The following is a 19,557-nucleotide window of genomic DNA, read 5'->3' on the forward strand; positions in this document are numbered from 1 at the left end:
GAAGTAAACAGCGTTTCTTATACCGTGCTTGCTGATGGATTGCCCACACCCTCGGCCTGATATACCGGGCCGGGCTCCCAGGAGGACTCTCATGCGCAAGCTGACTCCTCACCGCCGTTGCCGTCGCCGTCGCCGTCGCCAGCGCCAGCGCCAGCGCCAGCGCGACCTTCACCGGCCAGGCGATGGCTTACCAGGCGGGCGATCTCTATGTTCGCGGCAGCTTCGAAAAAGCTGATGTCACCACCGACAACATCTCCGACGAGAGCGGCTTCTCCTTGGCAGGCGGCTACCTGTTCCACGACAAGGTGGGGATGGAGCAGGGCCTCGGTGAGCCCGTGGATCACGGCTTCGGCCTGGCCGGCAACGACCTGGGCAGCGTCGACCGCATGCCCGTCAACCTGCTGGTGAACTACTACCCGCTGGGCGGCATCGAGGAAGCTCGCGTGCAGCCGTTCGTTGGCCTGGGCGTGAACTACACTCGCTACTCCAGCATCGACGAGGTTGACCCGTACAACATCGATATCGATGACGACTACGGCGTCGTGGGCCAGGCAGGCGTTGACCTGACCCTGACCGATAACCTCAGCGCCACCAGCTACGCCCGCTGGGCCGACGTGGACGCCGAGGTGGAGAACAACGGTGAGAGCATCGGCACCACCAAGCTCGACCCCGTTATCATCGGTGCCGGCCTGACCTACTGGTTCTAATAACGGGGACATCCCCTCCCCGTCGACTAGCTTCTGCCTCATTGATTGCCGGGCCCTTCAGGGGCCCGGCATTTTAGGGTTGAGCCTAACGCCTTGCTGACGGCGAGTGACGACACGCTGAGACTCCGAGCAGCGGTAAGGCAGAGAGAGGCCTTCCCTAACGGGGCGACCATGGGGAACTGACTAGGCGGGAATGGGCGGCCATCACGACACACGACATCACCAGCACATAGCGCGCGGGATCGCCCCTCAGCGATGCCTTTTCCTCATTCACCACATACAACGTCATGTTGCCGGTACCCAGTTCCCTGGCGCTCAGGCAGGAGTTGGGTTGGCAGCGACGGATAGGGCACAACCTCCCGCTGGGCAACGTCAGTCAACTGGCACTGCGGACAGGCCTTGACGAGCCAGGGTTGTGGCCTGTCGCCGAAACATTCTTTCCATTTGCCCAGCGTGGCCGACTTTATCTCGACCACCCTTCAATTGCGTTGCGCTTGGAACTTGAGACCGCCCTCCACCTCGGGAGCCTAATTTCCTCTCCTCCCTTGGCGCTTTTGCGTTTCACCCGATTCATGCACCCCCGGGCCTGTTGAGGTTCGTCCGTTCTTCATTTTCGATTAGCGCTTTGCTCGTGACTGATGAGCCTGGGCTTCCTCGCCAAGTGCGATGAAGCAAAAAAATGAGAGACCAGCTACGCCGGTGCTGCCCCACAGGGGCAGCACCGGCGTTATGTCGTAACATGAACTCACAGGTAGCCCAGCTCCGCAAACGACTCACAGCCCTCGCTTCCGACCACGATGTGATCGATGACGCGGATGTCGAACAGGCCGAGCGCCTCCTTGAGGCGCTGGGTAATGCGTCGGTCGGCGTCGCTGGGCTCGGGGTCACCGCTCGGGTGGTTGTGAACGAAGATCACAGCCGCAGCATTGTGGGCCAGGGCACGCTTGACGACTTCCCGGGGGTAGACGCTGGCCGAGTCGATGGTGCCTCGGAACAGCGTCTCGAAGTGGATCACGCGGTGCTGGCTGTCGAGGAAGACGGCGCTGAACACCTCGTGCTCATACTCCTGCAGCAGCACCTGCAAGTACTCGAAGGCCAACGCCGGCTGGGTGATCTTGCGTCCCCTGGCCAGTCGCCGCCTGGCGAGTCGTTGGGCGATCTGCAGCAGCTCGCCTTCGGTCACCGCATCAATGACGTGGTAGGTGCCGGCGACTTCGCCGGCCACCAGCTTGCGATGGGTCATGGTGTCTCTCCTCAGGCCGCCATCACCAGCGCCATGCGGCGCTCCAGTTCCACGTAGAACGCCTCGATCCGCTCGGCAATGGTGCGAATCATCGCCTCGTCCCGATAAGCACGCTTCACGAACAACGGCATACCCGGCCAGTAGCTGACGAAGTCGATCCACTCCCGTCCGCTAACCCACAGACCGCCCTGGCACTGCGCCACGTGCTCCTGAGGCAGCTCACCGGCCAGCAGCAGCTCGATCTGGTACTTGGGCAGCTTGGTCTTGATTTCCACCAGGCCGTTAATGTCGACCAGGCAGTCCGGGGAATAGCCGACCCCGTGATTGAGGATGATGCCGACCTGTTCCAGGCGGGGCAGCCCGGTGGCTTCGTGATAGAGGTCCCGGGCGATGGGCTCTAGTTTGTGGCCACGCTGGGTGTGCGCGTTGCCCGGGAAGGCATCGGAGGGCTCACCGGTAATGCGCTCACCGATCAGCTGATGCATGTAGCTCAGCGCGCCGGCACCGAAGCCGCCCGGCCCCTTGCCCTTGACCAGCAGCGTCTTCAGCTCGGACATGGTGACGATGCCGAGGCGAGCGGCATGCCACTCGGGCGTGCCTTGTTCCAATGTCAGGATCTGCATGACGATCTCCTTCTCGATGACACGGCATACACGGCGAGGGGTAGCCCCCTCGACGGCCGGTCAGTGACGTTGATGGTTGGGCTGCGCGCGCTTCTGCAGGGAGGCGCGCAGCTTGTCGAAGTCGCCGCGGGGTACCTGTTCGGCCTCGCCGTACTTGCCGACGAACCATTCCTGGGTGGCGGGAGGACAGATGGCGATCAGCTGTCTGAGCTGCCCCGCCTGGAAGGGCGTAACGAGCTTGACTGGGGCGGCAGCATGGCCGTTGTCGTCCTGGCCGCGGGTGGTGATATTGAGCAGGGCGCAGAGCACGTAGCGCTTGCCGTAGCTGGTCGAGGAGCCGAAGGCCTGCACGGCGTTCTTGCTGCCGCTGGTATCGGCCGGCAGCAGCATGCTGGTCTCCTCGCGGTGACCGTCCTGATGCATCAGCACCCCGGTCACCTGGATGCCGCGCTCCTGGGTCTGGATCCGGAAACTCACCGCGAAGCCGTGTTTCTGCATGATCGGGCGCACGGTGTCGACGATGTCCTCCAGGGTGGCGTAGGCGCCGTTGTTGCCCTGGCCGCGCTCGGCAATGCTCGGCAGCTCGGTCTGCATGGCCGCCATGGCGGCGCTGTAGGCCATCAGTGCCTGGCGATCGAGCACGCGCTCCTGCATCTGCAGCAGACGCTCCATCTTGTCGATGTCGACCTCGGGATTGAGGGCGGCCCGCTCGATCACCTGGATGATCGCGGTGCTCTCCTGAAGGGGCTGGGTGACGGGTGTCTTGCCGTGGGTATCGGGGTGGATGGGAGTGGCCATGGTGATCTCCTTACTGGTAGCGGTTGATGACGTCCTGGAGCTGGTCGGCGGGGACCGGCTCCAGCGACACGACCACGCGATAGACCTGGCCCTTGGCCAGCACATGGGTCTGGGCCTCGTGCTCCCTGGCCTCCAGCAGCTGACGTGTCAGCTGGGTCAGGGCGCAGCAGATCTCGAATGTCATGGGCGGTTGCATCGGCACCTCCAGAAACGCAAACGCCCGGCCGTGGTGGGCCGGGCGTTATGCCGTGGTGTGGGAACATGGATTAAGACGGTGAGAAGGGGAGCGAGCCGTGACACAAGGCTCCCTGATGATCAGCCGACCAACGCCATGGCGGACGTCAGGGCCTTGTCCTTGAGGCTGGCTCCCTGGCCGAACCAGGCGGAATCCATGCGGTAGTCGTTGCTGCGCGCGCGCTTGTCGTGGTCGACGTACTCGGTGATGGCGTTGAGCAGGCCCCAGGCGGTGCCCTGCGCAGTGCACAGCCGGGCGCCACGCCCTTCGCCATGGAAAAGCTTCTGCACGCGGTTGAGCGCCCGGACGTTGGGCAGCTTCGAGGGATCGTCCAGCGGCGCCTCGGCGTTGCAGATCACCGACTGGAAGTAGGTCTTGATCTCCTCCTGGCTGACCTTGCGCTCGGCCAGGGTCTTCATGCGGTACATGAAGTCGTCCCACTGCGCGACTGAGATCCCCAGCTGCTGCTTGACGAGCTGCGGGTTGAACTCGGTGCTGTGCGGCACCTTCACCCCCTGGGCCATGCCGTCCACGGCGATGGTCAGGGTGTTGTTGCACACCACCCGTACCGAGGTCGGGGTCGCCACGGTGGCCAGCGACCCATCACAGGACGTGGCCAGCAACAGGTAGGCGTTGACCTGATCCTGGCCCTTCAGGGCGGTGCCCAGACCGCTGCGGGCCAGCGCCCAGAACTTGCGGCCACCCTTGAGCACCCCGGCCGTCTCCAGTTCATAACCCGCGTACTCGGTCAGATCCCGGTAGAACTCCAACACCTCCTCCGGCTGCACCACCTTGTAGCGCCGGGAGACCACCGACAGCGGCGCCCGGGTGTCAGAGCGGTAGAGCACCTTCTGTTCCGGGAAGGAGTGGATGCTGCCCAGGTGGCCAGCGCCATCGGCGATAAAGCGCACCGGGGAGGCCTCGATGTGCCAGTCCATGCCGGCCTGCTGCCGCCAGACCTCCAGCGGTTGGTGCCGCGACAGCTGCTGCCCCAGGCCATGCCAGGGGATATCGCCGACGTAAGCCATGTGTTCGATCTGATGTGCCATGAGAAATCTCCTGGACGGAAAAAAGCCGGCTGAGCGCCGGCGGAGGGTGAGAAGAAGGATGTGGGGGAACGGGTCAGTCGAGTATGCGAAAGCTGTGGCCGCACCCCAGGCAGAGCCAAGGCGAGCCTTCGCCGGGCGGAAACAGGTGCTGGACCATCTGATGGCCGGCGGCAGCCCCGGCGATTCCGCTCGACGCGGCGGAAATCACCGCAACCGCGATTCGGCTGAGGGGAAAGTGCGCCGAGGAGGCCGGCAACCGGCCGGGCGAGTAGAGCGATGCATAGGCGCCCTTGAGGGAGCCGGCCAATGCGCCGGTTGCCGTCCCCAATTTGCGGGCGGTCTCGAGGTTGATCACGCGCTGCGAGACACAGCGCGAGCAGGGTGGGGGCATGTCATGTTTCCTGTGCCGGTGGAAGAAGCCTGGGAAGGGCTTAGCTCACAGGAGTGATATAGGTCTCAAATTTTATATATTAAAGTTTATATTCCAGCCAAAATTATGATGATTTGGCATGCTTGGCTTAACTGTTCTCCTATGGCATATCGCACATGTCATGTAAATCATATCAATAACTTTTCTTGTCTGTGCTTTTAATAGCGAAATACGGCGGAACGTTCGCATGACCGTCTTTTGATCTTACCTCCTGGTCTTTCCAGAGAGGTAATTCGCTAATGTAATATTCCTCACCATTTTTTATCTCAGGATTAAAATCTGTCCAGACGGTATTTTTAAACTGATAAATATCTCGAGAATGTGCTGGTCGCCTGAGATGCCCTAGCTTTGTCAACATATCAAATGCCAAGGTCCTGGCTTCTATGAATCTTAGTTTTGGATGACCATACTGCTGGAATAAAGATTTATGGAAGGTGAATCCAGATCCATCTGGAGTCACTTCTGCCGACTTGCGTATATCCCGGACCATCTGATTAGTCAATTTGACAATCTCAGGCTCTTCCGCTAGGTTTTTCATGTAATGCTGAGAATACTTCAAGCAAAGACTATAGGCATACTCAAGTGTGCTTGAACTGATATCTCCCTCATAACCTTCGAACGTATGAATAATTCCAGCTACCCGGCTTATATTTTCCATTAGCCTTGACGCATGCCCTTTGGCGTGATGATAAATGCCACCTTTTAGACTCTTGCTGTCTATGCTGCGAAATTGTTTTCGCCACAATTTTTTGGCAGTGGGGCTAAGCTTAATATTCCGACGTTCTTCTCCACGCTCAAAAATTTCGACTGATCTTGAGATAAGCTCTTTAACTCTGCCGTAATAAGCATTTTTTACTTCCTCGGGGACTGCAGGCATATCACCTGTGCGCCTTCCGGCCATTTCTCGCGGTTTAACAATAAGGAATCGATAGAAAAAACCACTTCCATGTGCCTCACGACCTTTTCTCTCAACAAAGCGCTCTATAGCAGTTGGCTGTAACATCAAAGACAGAGTTAGTCTTGGATTGTGCAAAGTAAAGCTTGGCGAACTGGATCGATCAAAGGTAAGCGAAGACCCGGTGTAAATAGAATTGAAAATGTAAAGGTCTCTGAACGTTTGACCATTAAATAAATTTCCAGCTTCGCTAGAGCTTAAGCAGGCATATGGGAAATTTTTATAAAGGGCATTAGCAAGTGCCACAGGCGTAACGTTTTCATAAATAAGCACTATATCTCGTGGCAACTCTGGCCTCTTAGAATGTAGCTCAAGTAGATGGTTTTCTATTTTTTGTATTTCACCAGTATCGGCTTCATCGATAGTCGCTTTGGTTAAAGACTTTTCGAGAGCCTTGATCTTGACTTCCCAGTTTTTATACAGCCGATGAGCGATATTTTTCTTTTCTCTTACTTCTTTTTCCTTGAGAATTTCAAATTCCTTTAATGGTTGGATTGCCCAAGAATCAGTTGCGCTTTTCCTTTCACCACTATCCGCGATAGTTAACGTCATTAGCGAAACTGGCAACCTGTGACCATTATCGTACTCGACATCAACCAGGCCCTCGCAGACTGTCGCCATTACGCCTAGCAATGATGTCCGAGCCATTTCATCAGATACTTCAAGTGATGTTGCCAGCTCAACCACAGTGGATTCAAAGATGGAATCCTCCTTGTAGCATGGCCAATCGCTGGTTTCATTATCGAACAATATTTCTGAATGCTCATCTGGAGGCACAACTGAATCGTCCGTTTCACCTTCTGAAAATTCATCCATGTTGGATCCTTTCTTCTGCTAAAATTGCTATCTTAGCAGTTTTAGCACTGATGCATACCAAAAAATCACGTAATTGCGGATATAGCGCTACGCATACCCCCACCGGAGTGGCTAAATTCGCCACGGATAGGGGAAGCTCCCGGCTTTCCTGCCACCGGCGAAGAGCTACAATCCCTACCAGCACTAGGGCACAGCCCAGCGTGCTGGTCGTTCTCGAAGGACTTCAAAAATCGACTGACGGCTTGATCAGTGTCTAGCTTTGGCGGTTGCTCACCTCATCTCCTCTTGTGACGGTGGTAGTGTGACCAGCAAGGAGCCATGGTGCATAACCCAAGTCGAAACCTTTTCCTGGCTGGCCTATGAGCTCAGGGTAAGAAGAACGCTATCTGTCGAGTTAATCGCGTGTGCTAAGGGATGGATCATCAATGCTGCGCGTTCAGTGGTCATGGGGGATTTAAGAGCACTGAAGTGGATCCCACCCTATGCAGGTGCAGACAGAGACTGAAGTAAGTGGCTATGCCTATGTCATCACCAGAGACCAGTCATGTATCGTCGCTCCTTGACCCGGTGATGGAAAAGGATAAGACACGGAGGTCAGCTGGTGTGCCATAGAAAATATACTGATGTGTAATATGTTCTGAGCGAGCAACGATTGCTGAAGTATCGTTACCTTTTATTCCGTCTAAAAAATTAGAATTATTTATTTGATGTTGGAGCTTGGTGGAATATCGGGTTTACCCTGCTGGATGTCACGAAAATAGCAGTTTAAATGTTAATGTGCTGACATTTTTGATATTTACGTTATTGACGGTAGTAGTAGTATGCATACGCAGAACCCCAACAGGAGTACCACCATGGAGGAGGCCTACAGAGCCGACGACCCCTCCCAATAGAACCACATGAGATACCCCATAGTGGGAAGTCTAGGAAGACAGCAGGAGGTCGCTAGGATAAGCGACCATCCCTGAGAGACACATACCGACAGTGCCACCAGCAACGAACCTTCCAGAAGACCGGGTGACATGAATCCGCCAGTGAAGCTGACTTCCCTCTCAGAGCTTTAACGTAGATGAGTGACTGACACGTGGCGTGGGGCCGAAGGCCATGACCACGCGCGTGTCATACCCCGCCAGAGTTTATCCCCTTCCTGCACTGGACGATGACGGCGCGTTGTGGCGCGCCATCGCCTTGGTGTGGGCTAAGCCTTTGACCCTTTCACGATGACACCACCCCGTAATGGACACGGCCTCAGTGCCGTGGGTATCCGCGTGAGCATGTACCAGGAGACAAATGACCATGAAACTCAAGCCAACCGTCGGACAGCGCTTCCGTAAACGCCACCCCGACAATCCCGCTCTACGCCTGTGGTTCGATCAGTACTACCACGACATGCGGGTGCAGACCTCACAGGGTCCCTTGATCGAGAACTACCTCTATACCCTGCGCCGGGTGATGAACCAGGCGCGCCGTGCCAATAGCCGAACCTACGCGATTCGCATAGATCTGCGCTTCCCCGAGGCCATGCCGGGCAGTTCCCTGCTGGCCAGTAATGCCGCGATCAGCAAATTCTTGACGAACCTGTGCTGGGAGCTCGATCTGGTCAAGACCAAGTACCCGCATGACATGCGCTACGTCTGGTGTCGGGAGCAGAAGGACAGCGACAAGCCCCATTACCACGTTCTGCTGCTGTTCAACGGCAATGCCCTGCAAAGCCTCGGGCCATTAAACGCCTACGTCGGGAAGGGCGCCACGGAGGCATACGCAGCGGACACCCTCTACCACCGTATTGTGCGAGCGTGGGAAGCAGTCATTGGCTGCCCACCGGAACAGATGGGGGGATTGGTGAACGTCTCCAAGAATAAGATCACCAAAGAGCTCATTACGTTTCACTTCCATCGTGAGGACCAGGCCACCTTCGAGCAGCTCTTCTACGCAGCGAGCTATATGAGCAAGGCGCACACCAAACCCATCGCTCAAGGCGTGCATTGCTGCGAGGGGAGTCGCCGGGAGCCACTCTTCAACGCGACCCCATAAGACTTATGTCTAATGACCAAACGCCACCCTAAGTCGGCCTTTGTCTTATCTCAGTGGACGAAATTCTTCACGGCCCGTGTTATGACACTGCTTTTTTGGCCCCATCACCAAAGCGACGCTGCTGCAGGCCATCGACTTGTCTAGCTGGTCCTCAATGCAATTCCATGACGTGTTCCAGCCATTACCGCAGGTGTGCCAGGATGCTCACCTCCTCAACGTGTGGTTCCAAGATCACCGCAATCGTAACAACCGTTTACTGCCCCGCACTTGGGTCCGCCAGCGGTGCCCAAATTCGTTGCGCAAACGCGACCGGCTACTGGGTGCCCTTGATGAATTGCAGGTGCACGGACAAGTCGTACAATTCATGGACGGCAAGACTGCAATGCTGGACTTGATGCCTTGGATGCCATTCGCACCGCCGACGGCTCAATTCGCAATACCAAAGCTGTAATTCAGGCGTTATACAAGCGATGCCCCACCCTTCAGGGAAAGGGGCATTTTGCGTTTTTACTTCATGCGAATGGGCTACTAGTGCCTACCGACGAGGGCGACTTTTACGTCGATCAAATCTATCATAAACCGCGCGAACGTCTTTAGCATCTTCTAATAGGTCAAAAATATCGTTCATAAGCTTATCTCCCTTCTGCCGGATGGGAAAATGCTGCTCCTCAGCGATAAGCGCAATCGTCTTGGCAAGCGCTCGGGCTGCATGATCAGTATCATTCCAACCTCTTTGCCCTTCTGGATGGTGCTCTAACTGTGCCTTAACGAGACCGCTAAGTATCGCGTCTTCTTCCTTTCGCTTCAATGGATTGGCATTCCCTCCGCTTTTGCCTCTCTCAGCATAGGCACGCTCTCTTCGTCCAAAGAAGTCTTCGGCACATGCCCAATGATAGAAGCCCCATCCCAAAGCTTCTGCCATCTCAACAGAAAGCTCGACATGATGTTTTATTCTGGCACCGCCATCAGGCATCTCTACCTTCCCAAGATGGTAAAGAACTATTAAGTGTTGAAAATGAGCGACTTGCACCTGCGAGGCAAACCAGTGACGGCGCATTTCTTCGGTAATATTCAATGGGTGGTCAAGAATTTCCGGCTCTTCAAATCCCCAGTATTCTTTTGGGTTAATAATGCCGTTAAATATATCATCCTCAATGTCCTCAAGAGCGGGGCCAGGGACAGCACCATTAATAGAAAATTTACGAGCCCCCAAGTTCTTTTGTAGCTGAAGTGCCTTTATTTTCATATTAGAAACGAGATCCACAAAACCTCCTGACAAATAAAAAAGGCCCTAGCCTTAAAGGAGCCCTAGAAGTAAATACGTTAACGCGCCAAAAAAATATTTTCCAGTTCATCATAGCTTACCGCACACAACCCACGCCCCGGATCACAAAAAAATAATCTTGTCAAGAAAGAGCTTGTGTCTTAACTCATAATCAAGCAGAACGATTAAAACTCCCAAATGATCCCGCCATGATCGACCTGATCGTTAAGCCAGGGTAGTGATCATGAGCAACGGACTACTTAGACCAGAGCAAGTGGCTGAAAGGCTGGGCATGAGCCTGAGCTGGGTCTATGGCAACAAGCACCGCATCGGCTTCGTCCAATTTGGCACCGCAGTGCGCTTTGAGCAGAGCGCAGTGGAGAGGTACGCTGAGAGCTGCAAGCGCGGCCCTCAGCCTGAGGAACGCGACACATGGGAATCACAGTCAGATACAGGGAAAAGAGGAACCGGTGGGTGGTCACGGAAACGTACCACGGTCACCGACATCAACGATCGTTTGCGGGGGATCGAGAGGGGGAGCGGCAGGCGCGGGAATACGCAGCGAAGCGCCAAGCCGAACTGAACGAAGCTGCTTTCCAGGGTGAGGCCATGGGACGCCAGCCGCGGCGAACCTTCATCGAGGGTCTTGAACGATGGATCGACGAATACGACGTGGCCAGCCAGGTGAAGGCCATCCGCCCGGTGGCCCACTACATGGGCGACCGGGTGCTGCTCGGCATGGACAGCGTCGACAAGGCCCGCGAGATGGCTCGAGACCTTCGCCAGCAGGGGCGTGCGCAGAGCACCATCAACAACCACCTGCAGGTGGTGAAGCGGGTTCTGAACCTTGCCTATCGGGAATGGGGGTGGCTGGACCGCCCCTTGGGCGACAAGATCCGCAAAAAGATGCCAAAGAACGAACGGCACGTGTACCTGACCATCGAGCAGGTAAGTCAGCTACTACAAGCCATCCCCGATCAGTCGATTGTCGAGAAACGGGTGATCGCTCTGGCAGCGCTCACCGGGCTGCGCCAGGGCGAGCTGCTGGCGCTGGATCCGCAGAACGTCCAGGCTGGTCGCATCCTGCTGCGACCAGACCAGACGAAGAGTGGCAAGGCTCGAGTGGTGCCGGTACCGGAAGACGCCCGGGCATGGCTGGAGGATCTACCGTTCGCTACGACCTACTCTCGCCTGCGAATGGTGTGGGAACATGCCCGCCAGGCGGTGGGGCGGCCCGATCTGCGCTTTCACGACCTGCGCCACAGCTATGCCAGCATGCTGGCCCAGGCCGGCGAGAGCATGACCACGGTGCGCGATCTGCTGGGGCATTCCAGCTTGATCGTCACCAGCCGCTACTCGCACATGTTCGATGCAGGCCTGGACGATATTGGCTCACGTCTGCCGAGCTTGAGTGCGGCCTTCTGCGACCAAACTGCGACCAAGCACTAGAAACAGGGAGGGCAGAAACACAAACAGCCGCCCATAAGCGACTGTTTTCTAAGTGGTACCGGCGGTCGGACTCGAACCGACAAGGGCTTGCACCCGGCGGATTTTGAATCCGCTGCGTCTACCAATTCCGCCACGCCGGCAGCGCGTGGCATTATACGTGGCGGTGCGAACAGGTCAATCGGGACGCCTGACTTCGCGCGCATGAGACGGTATCCTAGGCGGCTTGTCCAGACGGTCCAGTCGCCGTCGCCTCGTCAACCTCCGCCATTCCCGAGTCCCCGATCCGCATGCAGCGTGCCGATTTCCACTATGAGCTTCCCGACGAGCTGATCGCCCGTTACCCCTCCGAGCAGCGCAGCGACTGCCGCCTGCTGTGCGTCGACGGCGCCAGCGGCGCGCGGGCCCACCGCCGCTTCCCCGACCTGCTGGAACTGCTCGAGCCCGGCGACCTGCTGGTGTTCAACGACACCCGGGTGATCCCGGCACGGCTGCACGGCCACAAGGCCAGCGGAGGCAGGGTGGAGATGCTGCTCGAGCGCCCGCTGGACGCCCACCGCGGGCTGGCGCACCTGCGCTCGAGCAAGTCGCCGAAGCCGGGCACCGAGCTGATCTTCGAGGGCGACATCCACGCCGTGGTGGAAGGCCGCCGCGACGCCCTGTTCGAGCTGCGCTTCCTGGGCGTTACCCCCCTGGTCCAGTTGCTGGAGAAGCACGGCCATATGCCGCTGCCGCACTATATCGACCGCTCCGACGAACTCGCCGACCGGGAGCGCTACCAGACCGTCTACGCCCGCCGCGACGGGGCCGTGGCCGCCCCCACCGCCGGGCTGCACTTCGACGAGCCGCTGATCGAAGCCCTGGCCGCCAAGGGCGTGGAGAGCGCCTTCGTCACCCTGCACGTGGGCGCCGGCACCTTCCAGCCGGTGCGCGCCGACGACATCCGCGAGCACCGCATGCACAGCGAGTGGATCGAGGTGAGCGAGGCCGTCTGCGAGCAGGTGCGGACGGCCCGCGCCCGGGGCAATCGGGTGGTGGCGGTGGGCACCACCAGCGTGCGCTGCCTGGAGAGTGCTTGCCTGAAGAGCGCCGACGGCGAGATCGCCCCCTGCAGCGGCGAGACCGACATCTTCATCTACCCGGGCTATGAGTGGCGCTGCGTCGATGCCTTGATCACCAACTTCCACCTGCCGGAGTCGACCCTGCTGATGCTGGTGTCGTCCTTCGCCGGTTTCGATCACGTGATGGCCGCCTACCGCGAGGCGGTGCGCGAGCGCTATGCCTTCTTCAGCTACGGCGATGCGATGTTTTTAACCCGCAAGGGTTCCTGACCGGCAAGACGCCCTGAACGCCTCAGAGCACCTGGTTTCTATTATCGAGAGTCACATGCGTAACGAATGCTTCATGAGCTTCGAGCACCTGGCCAGCGACGGCCGGGCCCGCCGTGGCCGCCTGGCCTTCCCCAGGGGAACGGTGGAAACACCGGCCTTCATGCCGGTGGGTACCTACGGCACCGTCAAGGGCATGACCCCGAGCTCGGTGGAAGAGATCGGCGCCGAGATCATCCTCGGCAACACCTTCCACCTGTGGCTGCGCCCCGGCATGGAGGTGATCGAGGCCCACGGCGACCTGCACGACTTCGCCCAGTGGGACAAGCCGATCCTCACCGACTCCGGCGGCTTCCAGGTCTTCTCGCTGGGTGCCATGCGCAAGATCACCGAGCAGGGCGTGCACTTCCGCTCGCCGGTGGACGGCGCCAAGGTGTTCATGGGCCCCGAGGAGTCCATGGCGGTGCAGCGCTCGCTGGGGTCCGACGTGGTGATGATCTTCGACGAGTGCACCCCCTACCCGGCCACCGAGAAGGAGGCCGAGCTTTCCATGCAGCGCTCGCTGCGCTGGGCCGAGCGCTCCCGCGAGGCCCACGGCGCCTCGCCTTCGGCGCTGTTCGGCATCATCCAGGGCGGCATGTACCCGGCCCTGCGCGAGCGCTCGCTCGCGGGGCTGCTGGAGATCGGCTTCGACGGCCTGGCCATCGGCGGTCTCTCGGTGGGCGAGCCCAAGGAGGAGATGATCCGGGTGCTCGACTACCTGCCCCCCTGGATGCCCGAGGACAAGCCGCGCTACCTGATGGGGGTCGGCAAGCCCGAGGACCTGGTGGAAGGCGTGCGTCGCGGGGTCGACATGTTCGACTGCGTGATGCCCACCCGCAACGCCCGCAACGGCCACCTCTTCACCGCCGAGGGCACCGTCAAGATCCGCAACGCCAAGCACCGCCATGACACCCGCCCGCTGGAGGAAGGCTGCGACTGCTACACCTGCCGGCACTTCTCCCGGGCCTACCTGCACCACCTCGATCGCTGCGGCGAGATGCTCGGTTCTATGCTCAACACCCTCCACAACCTGCGCCACTATCAACGCCTGATGGCCGGTTTGCGCGGTGCCATCGAAGCGGGTACATTGGCGAACTTCGTGGAAGGCTTCTATGCGCAGCGCGGGCTGCCGGTACCTCCCGCTCCGAATTGATCCACGGTCGGCACCCGGGGGCATGATGCCCGGCGCCGGCCATGGGCCCGTTTCAGACGACTCGCTTCCTACATTCCGTTTCTGACAACCCAGGAGACACATCCAGATGCTGGACTTCTTCATTTCGCCGGCCATGGCCCAGGATGCCGGCGCCGCCGGTGGCGGCATCGCCCAGATCGTCATGCTGGTCGGCTTCGTGCTCATCTTCTACTTCCTGCTGTGGCGCCCCCAGGCCAAGCGGGCCAAGCAGCACAAGCAGCTGATCGGTAGCCTCTCCAAGGGTGACGAGATCGTCATCGGTGGCGGCATGCTGGGCCGCATCACCAAGGTCAGCGACGACAGCGAGTTCATCCGCATGGAAGTCGCGGACGGCACCGAGGTCAACGTGCAGAAGAGCGCCGTGGCCGCCGTGCTGCCCAAGGGCACCATCAAGTCCATCTGACCCGGGCCCTCCCCGGCCTGGTCGGGCGCCCCTCCCCCGCGCCCGGCCAGGCCGCCCTTCGGCCACCGCAACGGAACTCGCCGGTGGCCAGGACGTCATCACGTCAGCCTCCTATTGTCAGCAACCAAGGGCAGGGCTCGCATGCTCAACCGTTACCCCCTGTGGAAGTATCTGCTGATACTTGCCGTACTCATTGGCGGCCTGGTCTATTCGCTGCCCAACCTCTTCCCTGAAGACCCGGCGGTGCAGGTCAGCAGCGAGCGGGGCGATGCCTCCGTCGACGCGCGCCAGCTCGAGCGCATCCGGGAGTCCCTGCGCGAGGCCGGCATCGAGATCAAGGCCGTCGAGGACGAGGACAACCGGTTACTGATCCGCCTCCTCGATGCCGATGACCAGATCAAGGCCCGCGACCGCATCGCCGCCCTGCTCGGCGACGAGTATGTGGTGGCCCTCAACCTGGCCGAGTCCACCCCGGCCTGGCTGCAGTCGCTCTCCGCCTCGCCGATGACCCTGGGGCTGGACCTGCGGGGCGGCGTGCACTTCCTGCTGGAAGTGGACATGGACGCGGCCCTCGAGCAGCGCCTCGAAGTGAATGCCAGCGCCATGCGCGAGCTGCTGCGCGGTGAGCGCATCCGCTACCGCGACACCGAGGTCGACGGCCGCACCCTCTCCATCGCCTTCGCCAGTGACGAGGACCGCGACGAGGCGCGCCGCCTGATCAGCCGCGAGTTCCCCGATTTCGACTACGCAAGCGAAGGTGAGGACCGTGGCGCCCGCCTGGTCATGACCATGACCGACCAAGCGGTGAATGAGCTCCAGGACTACGCCATCAACCAGAACCTCACGACCCTGCGCAACCGCGTCAACGAGTTGGGCGTGGCCGAGCCCATGGTCCAGCGCCAGGGACCGGCTCGCATCGTGGTCGAGCTGCCCGGGGTACAGGACACCGTGGCCGCCAAGCGCGTGGTGGGCGCCACCGCCAACCTGGAGTTCCGCCTCGAGGCCCGCCCGGACACCCCGGATGCCGAGATCGAGACTTTCAGCTTCCGCAACGACGAGTCACGCACCGCCGACCTGATGCGTGACGTCATCATCACCGGTGACAGCGTCTCCAGCGCCAGCCGCAGCTTCGACGAGAACGGCCGCCCCCAGGTCAACATCAACCTGGACGGGACCGGCGGCACCCTGATGAACCGGGCGACCCGCACCAACATCGGCCGCAACATGGCGGTGCTGTTCATCGAGCACAAGACCCGCGACCGCGTGGTAATCGAGGATGGCGAAGAGGTGACGGTGCGCGACCCCTATACCGAGCGGGGTCTGATCAGCCTGGCCACCATCCAGAGCGCCCTGGGCAACAGCTTCCGCATCACCGGCCTCGACTCGCCCACCGAGGCCGCCGAGCTGGCCCTGCTGCTGCGTTCCGGCTCCCTGGCGGCACCGATCTACTTCGTGCAGGAACGCACCATCGGCCCGAGCCTGGGCGCCGAGAACATCGAGCGCGGCGTGATGTCGGTGCAGATCGGCCTGCTGCTGGTGGTGCTGTTCATGCTGGTGCGCTACAGGGTGTTCGGGGTCTTCGCCAACGTGGCGCTGGCGCTCAACCTGACCCTGGTGGTGGCCGCCATGTCGCTGCTCGGGGCCACCCTGACCCTGCCGGGCATCGCCGGCATCGTGCTGACGCTGGGCATGGCGGTGGACGCCAACGTGCTGATCTTCGAGCGCATACGCGAGGAGCTGCGTGGCGGGCTCTCGGTGCAGCAGGCGATCCACGCCGGCTACGAGCGCGCCTTCACCTCGATCATCGATGCCAATATCACCACCCTGCTGGTGGCGGTGATCCTGTTCTCGATCGGCACCGGGCCGGTCAAGGGCTTCGCCGTGACGCTTTCGCTGGGGATCATGACCTCGCTGTTCACCGCCCTGCTGGTGACCCGCGCGATGGTCAACCTCATCTACGGCGGCAAGCCGGTCAAGAAGCTCTGGATATAAGAGGTGGACATGAAGACCCTCATCAATCGACAGTTCGACTTCATGGGCAAGCGCCGGATCGCCTTCGCGCTCTCCGGCCTGATGATCCTGGCGTCGATCGTCTCGCTGCTGTTCCAGCAGCTCAACCTGGGGCTGGACTTCACCGGCGGTACCCTGGTGGAGGTCCGCTACGCCGTGGCCCCCTCGCTCGACGCCGTGCGCCAGGCCCTCGAGGCCGCCGAGTTCCGCGACGTCTCGGTGCAGAGCTTCGGCGCCTCCACCGAGGTGCTGATCCGCCTGCAGCAGGCCTTCGACCCCGAGGTGGGTGACCGGGTGGTGTCGTTGCTGCGCGAGGGCGGCGACCGGGTGGAGCTGGTGCGTGCCGAGTTCGTCGGCGCCCAGGTCGGCGAGCAGTTGCGCGACCAGAGCGGGCTCGGCCTGCTGGTGGCGTTGGGCATCGTGATGCTCTACGTGGCCTTCCGCTTCCAGTACAAGTTCGCCATCGGCGCCCTGCTGGCGCTGATGCACGACGTGATCATCGTGGTCGGCGTGTTCTCGCTGTTCCAGCTCGACTTCGATCTCACCGTGCTGGCGGCACTGCTGGCGGTGATCGGCTACTCGCTCAACGACACCATCGTGGTCTACGACCGCGTCCGCGAGACGATCCGCAAGTCGCGCATCGACGACATGCCGGCGATCTTCAACGAGGCAATCAACATGACCCTGTCGCGCACCCTGGCGACGTCGGGCACCACCCTGCTGGTGTTGTTCGCCCTCTACTTCCTGGGCGGCGACATGATCAAGGGCTTCGCGATGGCCTTGATCATCGGCGTCGTTGTCGGCACCTTCTCCTCCATCTACGTGGCCTCGGCCCTGCTGCTGCCGCTCAAGCTCCAGCGCGAGGACCTGATCCCGCCACCGAAGGAGGCGGACGAGGAGGAAGAGCAGCTGCCCTGACAGCTGGAAGCTGGAAGCTGGAAGCTGGAAGCTGGAAGCTGGAAGCTGGAAGCTGGAAGCTGGAAGCTGGAAGCTGGAAGCTGGAAGCTGGAAAGCAGCCTGAAACGAAACCGCCCCCGCAGCAATGCTGTGGGGGCGGTTTTTCTTCAAGCTTCAGGCTTAGAGCTCAGAAGTGCGGCTTGAGCTGCTGCACCAGGGCCTTGTAGAGGCGCGGGCCGGCGGCCATCAGCTGGCCCTCGATCTCCACCGTGGGCTTGCCATCGGGGCTGCCCATCAGCGCACCGGCCTCCTTGAGCAACAGCGAACCGACCTGCAGGTCCTGCTCCTCGAGACCGAGCACGAAGGCGGCATCGGCACGCCCGGCGGCCAGGTCGGCCAGGTCGAGCAGGCCGCTGCCGGAGGCACGCTGCATCTCGATCTGCGGGCCGAGTTGCTGTATCAGGGTCAGGTAGGCCGGCAGATGGCGCGGACGCAGCCAGGTCTCCGGCAGGCCCATGGCGATACGCGTCCCGGCCACGGCAGACGCCTTCGGCACGCGGATACGCTTGCCGTTGAGCTGGGCACCGCGACCACGGCTGGCCAGGTATTCGTCATCGCTGAAGGGGCAGATCACCACCGCATGCTCCGCACGGCCCTTGACCAGGCAGACCACCGACAGGGCGAAGCCGGGCGCGGCAACGGTCAGGTTGGAATAGCCGTGAAAGGGTTCGATCTTCCAGAGGGTGTCGCTGCCCTCGCCTTCGCCGGCGCGGTGGGGGGTGAAACGGCCGCTGACGCCGTGCTGCGGATAGCCGCGGCTGAGCTGGCGGACGATGAGCGTCTCGGCGTTGCGGGCGGCATCCTCGAGCAGGCGGTCGAGGTTGTGCTCTTCGTGGGCATTCTCGATTCGCTCGCGAATGCGCAGGAACTGTTCGCCGGCGCTGCGCGCGGCGCGCAACGCGAATTGGACCATCGGATGCATGATCGGGCCTTGAGGAGTCGGTGGTGTTAAAGAACGCGGCCGGTTCGGTGGAACGGGTCGGCGCGCATCCTAGCAGACCCAGGACGATTGCGCCACGCACTCGAAGCTCGAAGCTCGAAGCTCGAAGCTCGAAGCTCGAAGCTCGAAGCTCGAAGCTCGAAGCTCGAAGCTCGAAGCTCGAAGCTCGAAGCTCGAAGCTCGAAGCTCGAAGCTCGAAGCTCGAAGCTCGAAGCTCGAAGCTCGAAGCTCGAAGCTCGAAGGCAGCATGTTAGACTTCTCTCCCCGATTTCCAGCCGTCCCAAGGGTTCTCCATATGCTCGAGCGCATCCGCATCGTCCTGATCGGCACCAGCCACCCCGGCAACATCGGCGGCACCGCCCGCGCCATGCACAACATGGGGCTTTCCGACCTGGCCCTGGTGGCGCCGCGCTGCGAGCCGCTCACCGCGGAGACGGTCTCGCGGGCCTCGGGGGCCGACCATATCGTCCACGCGGCCCGCACGGCCGAGACCCTGGAGCAGGCGGTCGCCGACTGCACCCTGGTGGTGGGCGCCAGCGCCCGGTCGCGCACCCTGCCCTGGCCGATGATCACCCCTCGCGAGCTGGGCGGCCGGCTGGCCGGGGAACTGGCCGGGCCCGGGACTCGCCTCGCCCTGGTCTTCGGCCGCGAGGACAGCGGCCTCTCCAATGCCGAGCTACAGCGCTGCCACGCCCATGTGCACATCCCCGCCAACCCGGACTTCAGCTCCCTGAACCTGGCCACCGCGGTGCAGGTGCTGGCCTACGAGTGTCGCCTGGCCTGGCTGGACGGCCTGGAGACGAGCGGCGAGAGCGACGCGGAACCGCCCCAGCCACTGGCCACCCACGAGGAGCTGGAGCACTACTTTGCCCACCTGGAACGCACCCTGATCGCCATCGGCTTCCACGATCCGGTCATGCCACGCCAGTTGATGGCGCGGCTGCGGCGCCTGACCCTGCGCAGCCGTCCCGAGCGCATGGAACTCAATATCCTGCGCGGGATTCTCTCCGCCACCGAGAAACAGGCGAGCGGCGAGACGCCGGCCGACAGCGGCGAGCCGGACCCGCCGGCTTGAAGCCGCCAGC

General features: G+C 60.8%; 17 protein-coding genes, 1 tRNA gene and 2 pseudogenes. 10 read left to right on the top strand and 10 right to left on the bottom strand.

What is annotated here, in order from left to right:
* Positions 1-137 precede the first annotated feature (137 nt).
* Positions 138-707 (top strand): annotated as a pseudogene (locus CR157_RS06405) (OmpW/AlkL family protein); the annotation flags it as partial.
* Positions 708-1,452: 745 nt separating this feature from the next.
* Here the strand turns inward: CR157_RS06405 and CR157_RS06410 are convergent.
* From CR157_RS06410 to CR157_RS06440, 7 genes are all read right to left on the bottom strand, one after another.
* On the bottom strand, positions 1,453-1,950 hold the full coding sequence (locus tag CR157_RS06410; protein WP_110282641.1) for a JAB domain-containing protein: 498 nt from the start codon (positions 1,948-1,950) through the stop codon (positions 1,453-1,455).
* An 11-nt stretch (positions 1,951-1,961) separates the two neighbouring features.
* Positions 1,962-2,573, bottom strand: coding sequence for a lambda exonuclease family protein (locus CR157_RS06415; protein WP_110282642.1), 612 nt, complete (start codon positions 2,571-2,573; stop codon positions 1,962-1,964).
* A 60-nt stretch (positions 2,574-2,633) separates the two neighbouring features.
* Positions 2,634-3,371 carry an ERF family protein gene (locus CR157_RS06420; protein ID WP_110282643.1) on the bottom strand — a complete coding sequence of 246 codons (738 nt, stop codon included), beginning with the start codon at positions 3,369-3,371 and terminating at the stop codon, positions 2,634-2,636.
* A gap of 10 nt (positions 3,372-3,381) precedes the next feature.
* Positions 3,382-3,567 carry a hypothetical protein gene (locus CR157_RS06425; RefSeq protein ID WP_110282644.1) on the bottom strand — a complete coding sequence of 62 codons (186 nt, stop codon included), beginning with the start codon at positions 3,565-3,567 and terminating at the stop codon, positions 3,382-3,384.
* A 119-nt stretch (positions 3,568-3,686) separates the two neighbouring features.
* Positions 3,687-4,655 (bottom strand): DUF932 domain-containing protein, encoded by a 969-nt coding sequence (locus tag CR157_RS06430; protein WP_110282645.1) that lies wholly within the window; start codon positions 4,653-4,655, stop codon positions 3,687-3,689.
* Between the two features lie 73 nt (positions 4,656-4,728).
* Positions 4,729-5,046, bottom strand: a complete 318-nt coding sequence (locus CR157_RS06435; RefSeq protein ID WP_110282646.1) for a hypothetical protein — start codon at positions 5,044-5,046, stop codon at positions 4,729-4,731.
* Between the two features lie 172 nt (positions 5,047-5,218).
* Positions 5,219-6,856: a YfjI family protein gene (locus CR157_RS06440; RefSeq protein ID WP_110282647.1), complete on the bottom strand. Its 1,638-nt coding sequence runs from the start codon at positions 6,854-6,856 to the stop codon at positions 5,219-5,221.
* 1,296 nt (positions 6,857-8,152) lie between these two features.
* Between CR157_RS06440 and CR157_RS06445 the strand changes: the two genes are divergently transcribed.
* Entirely contained in the window at positions 8,153-8,890 is a 738-nt protein-coding gene (locus tag CR157_RS06445) for a YagK/YfjJ domain-containing protein (protein WP_181421984.1), read from the top strand.
* Positions 8,891-9,425: 535 nt separating this feature from the next.
* Here the strand turns inward: CR157_RS06445 and CR157_RS22195 are convergent.
* Positions 9,426-10,154, bottom strand: a complete 729-nt coding sequence (locus CR157_RS22195; protein WP_146218657.1) for a hypothetical protein — start codon at positions 10,152-10,154, stop codon at positions 9,426-9,428.
* Between the two features lie 244 nt (positions 10,155-10,398).
* Between CR157_RS22195 and CR157_RS23300 the strand changes: the two are divergent.
* Together CR157_RS23300 and CR157_RS06455 are read left to right on the top strand one after the other, a co-directional pair.
* Positions 10,399-10,542 (top strand): annotated as a pseudogene (locus CR157_RS23300) (helix-turn-helix domain-containing protein); the annotation flags it as partial.
* Between the two features lie 44 nt (positions 10,543-10,586).
* Positions 10,587-11,603: a tyrosine-type recombinase/integrase gene (locus CR157_RS06455; RefSeq protein WP_110282650.1), complete on the top strand. Its 1,017-nt coding sequence runs from the start codon at positions 10,587-10,589 to the stop codon at positions 11,601-11,603.
* 53 nt (positions 11,604-11,656) lie between these two features.
* Here CR157_RS06455 and CR157_RS06460 read toward each other — a convergent pair.
* Positions 11,657-11,743 (bottom strand) — tRNA-Leu (locus CR157_RS06460).
* Between the two features lie 147 nt (positions 11,744-11,890).
* On the opposite strand from CR157_RS06460, the gene queA reads away from it, so the two are divergent.
* The 5 genes from queA to secF all read left to right on the top strand — a co-directional run bounded on the left by queA (position 11,891) and on the right by secF (position 17,493).
* A complete protein-coding gene (gene queA, locus CR157_RS06465) occupies positions 11,891-12,931 on the top strand; it encodes a tRNA preQ1(34) S-adenosylmethionine ribosyltransferase-isomerase QueA (protein WP_110282651.1) in 1,041 nt (346 codons plus the stop codon).
* A gap of 73 nt (positions 12,932-13,004) precedes the next feature.
* Positions 13,005-14,123 carry a tRNA guanosine(34) transglycosylase Tgt gene (gene tgt / locus CR157_RS06470; protein ID WP_441319104.1) on the top strand — a complete coding sequence of 373 codons (1,119 nt, stop codon included), beginning with the start codon at positions 13,005-13,007 and terminating at the stop codon, positions 14,121-14,123.
* A 106-nt stretch (positions 14,124-14,229) separates the two neighbouring features.
* Entirely contained in the window at positions 14,230-14,565 is a 336-nt protein-coding gene (gene yajC / locus CR157_RS06475) for a preprotein translocase subunit YajC (protein ID WP_110282653.1), read from the top strand.
* Positions 14,566-14,706: 141 nt separating this feature from the next.
* Positions 14,707-16,557, top strand: a complete 1,851-nt coding sequence (gene secD, locus CR157_RS06480; protein WP_110282654.1) for a protein translocase subunit SecD — start codon at positions 14,707-14,709, stop codon at positions 16,555-16,557.
* A gap of 9 nt (positions 16,558-16,566) precedes the next feature.
* Positions 16,567-17,493 (top strand): protein translocase subunit SecF, encoded by a 927-nt coding sequence (gene secF, locus CR157_RS06485; protein ID WP_110282655.1) that lies wholly within the window; start codon positions 16,567-16,569, stop codon positions 17,491-17,493.
* Between the two features lie 166 nt (positions 17,494-17,659).
* Here secF and CR157_RS06490 read toward each other — a convergent pair whose 3' ends face one another.
* A complete protein-coding gene (locus CR157_RS06490; protein ID WP_110282656.1) occupies positions 17,660-18,454 on the bottom strand; it encodes an inositol monophosphatase family protein in 795 nt (264 codons plus the stop codon).
* A gap of 313 nt (positions 18,455-18,767) precedes the next feature.
* On the opposite strand from CR157_RS06490, the gene trmJ reads away from it, so the two are divergent.
* Positions 18,768-19,547 (top strand): tRNA (cytosine(32)/uridine(32)-2'-O)-methyltransferase TrmJ, encoded by a 780-nt coding sequence (trmJ, locus tag CR157_RS06500; RefSeq protein WP_110282657.1) that lies wholly within the window; start codon positions 18,768-18,770, stop codon positions 19,545-19,547.
* Positions 19,548-19,557: the final 10 nt, after the last annotated feature.

The sequence above is a fragment of the Halomonas sp. LBP4 genome (assembly GCF_003202205.1).
Lineage (GTDB): Bacteria > Pseudomonadota > Gammaproteobacteria > Pseudomonadales > Halomonadaceae > Halomonas > Halomonas flagellata.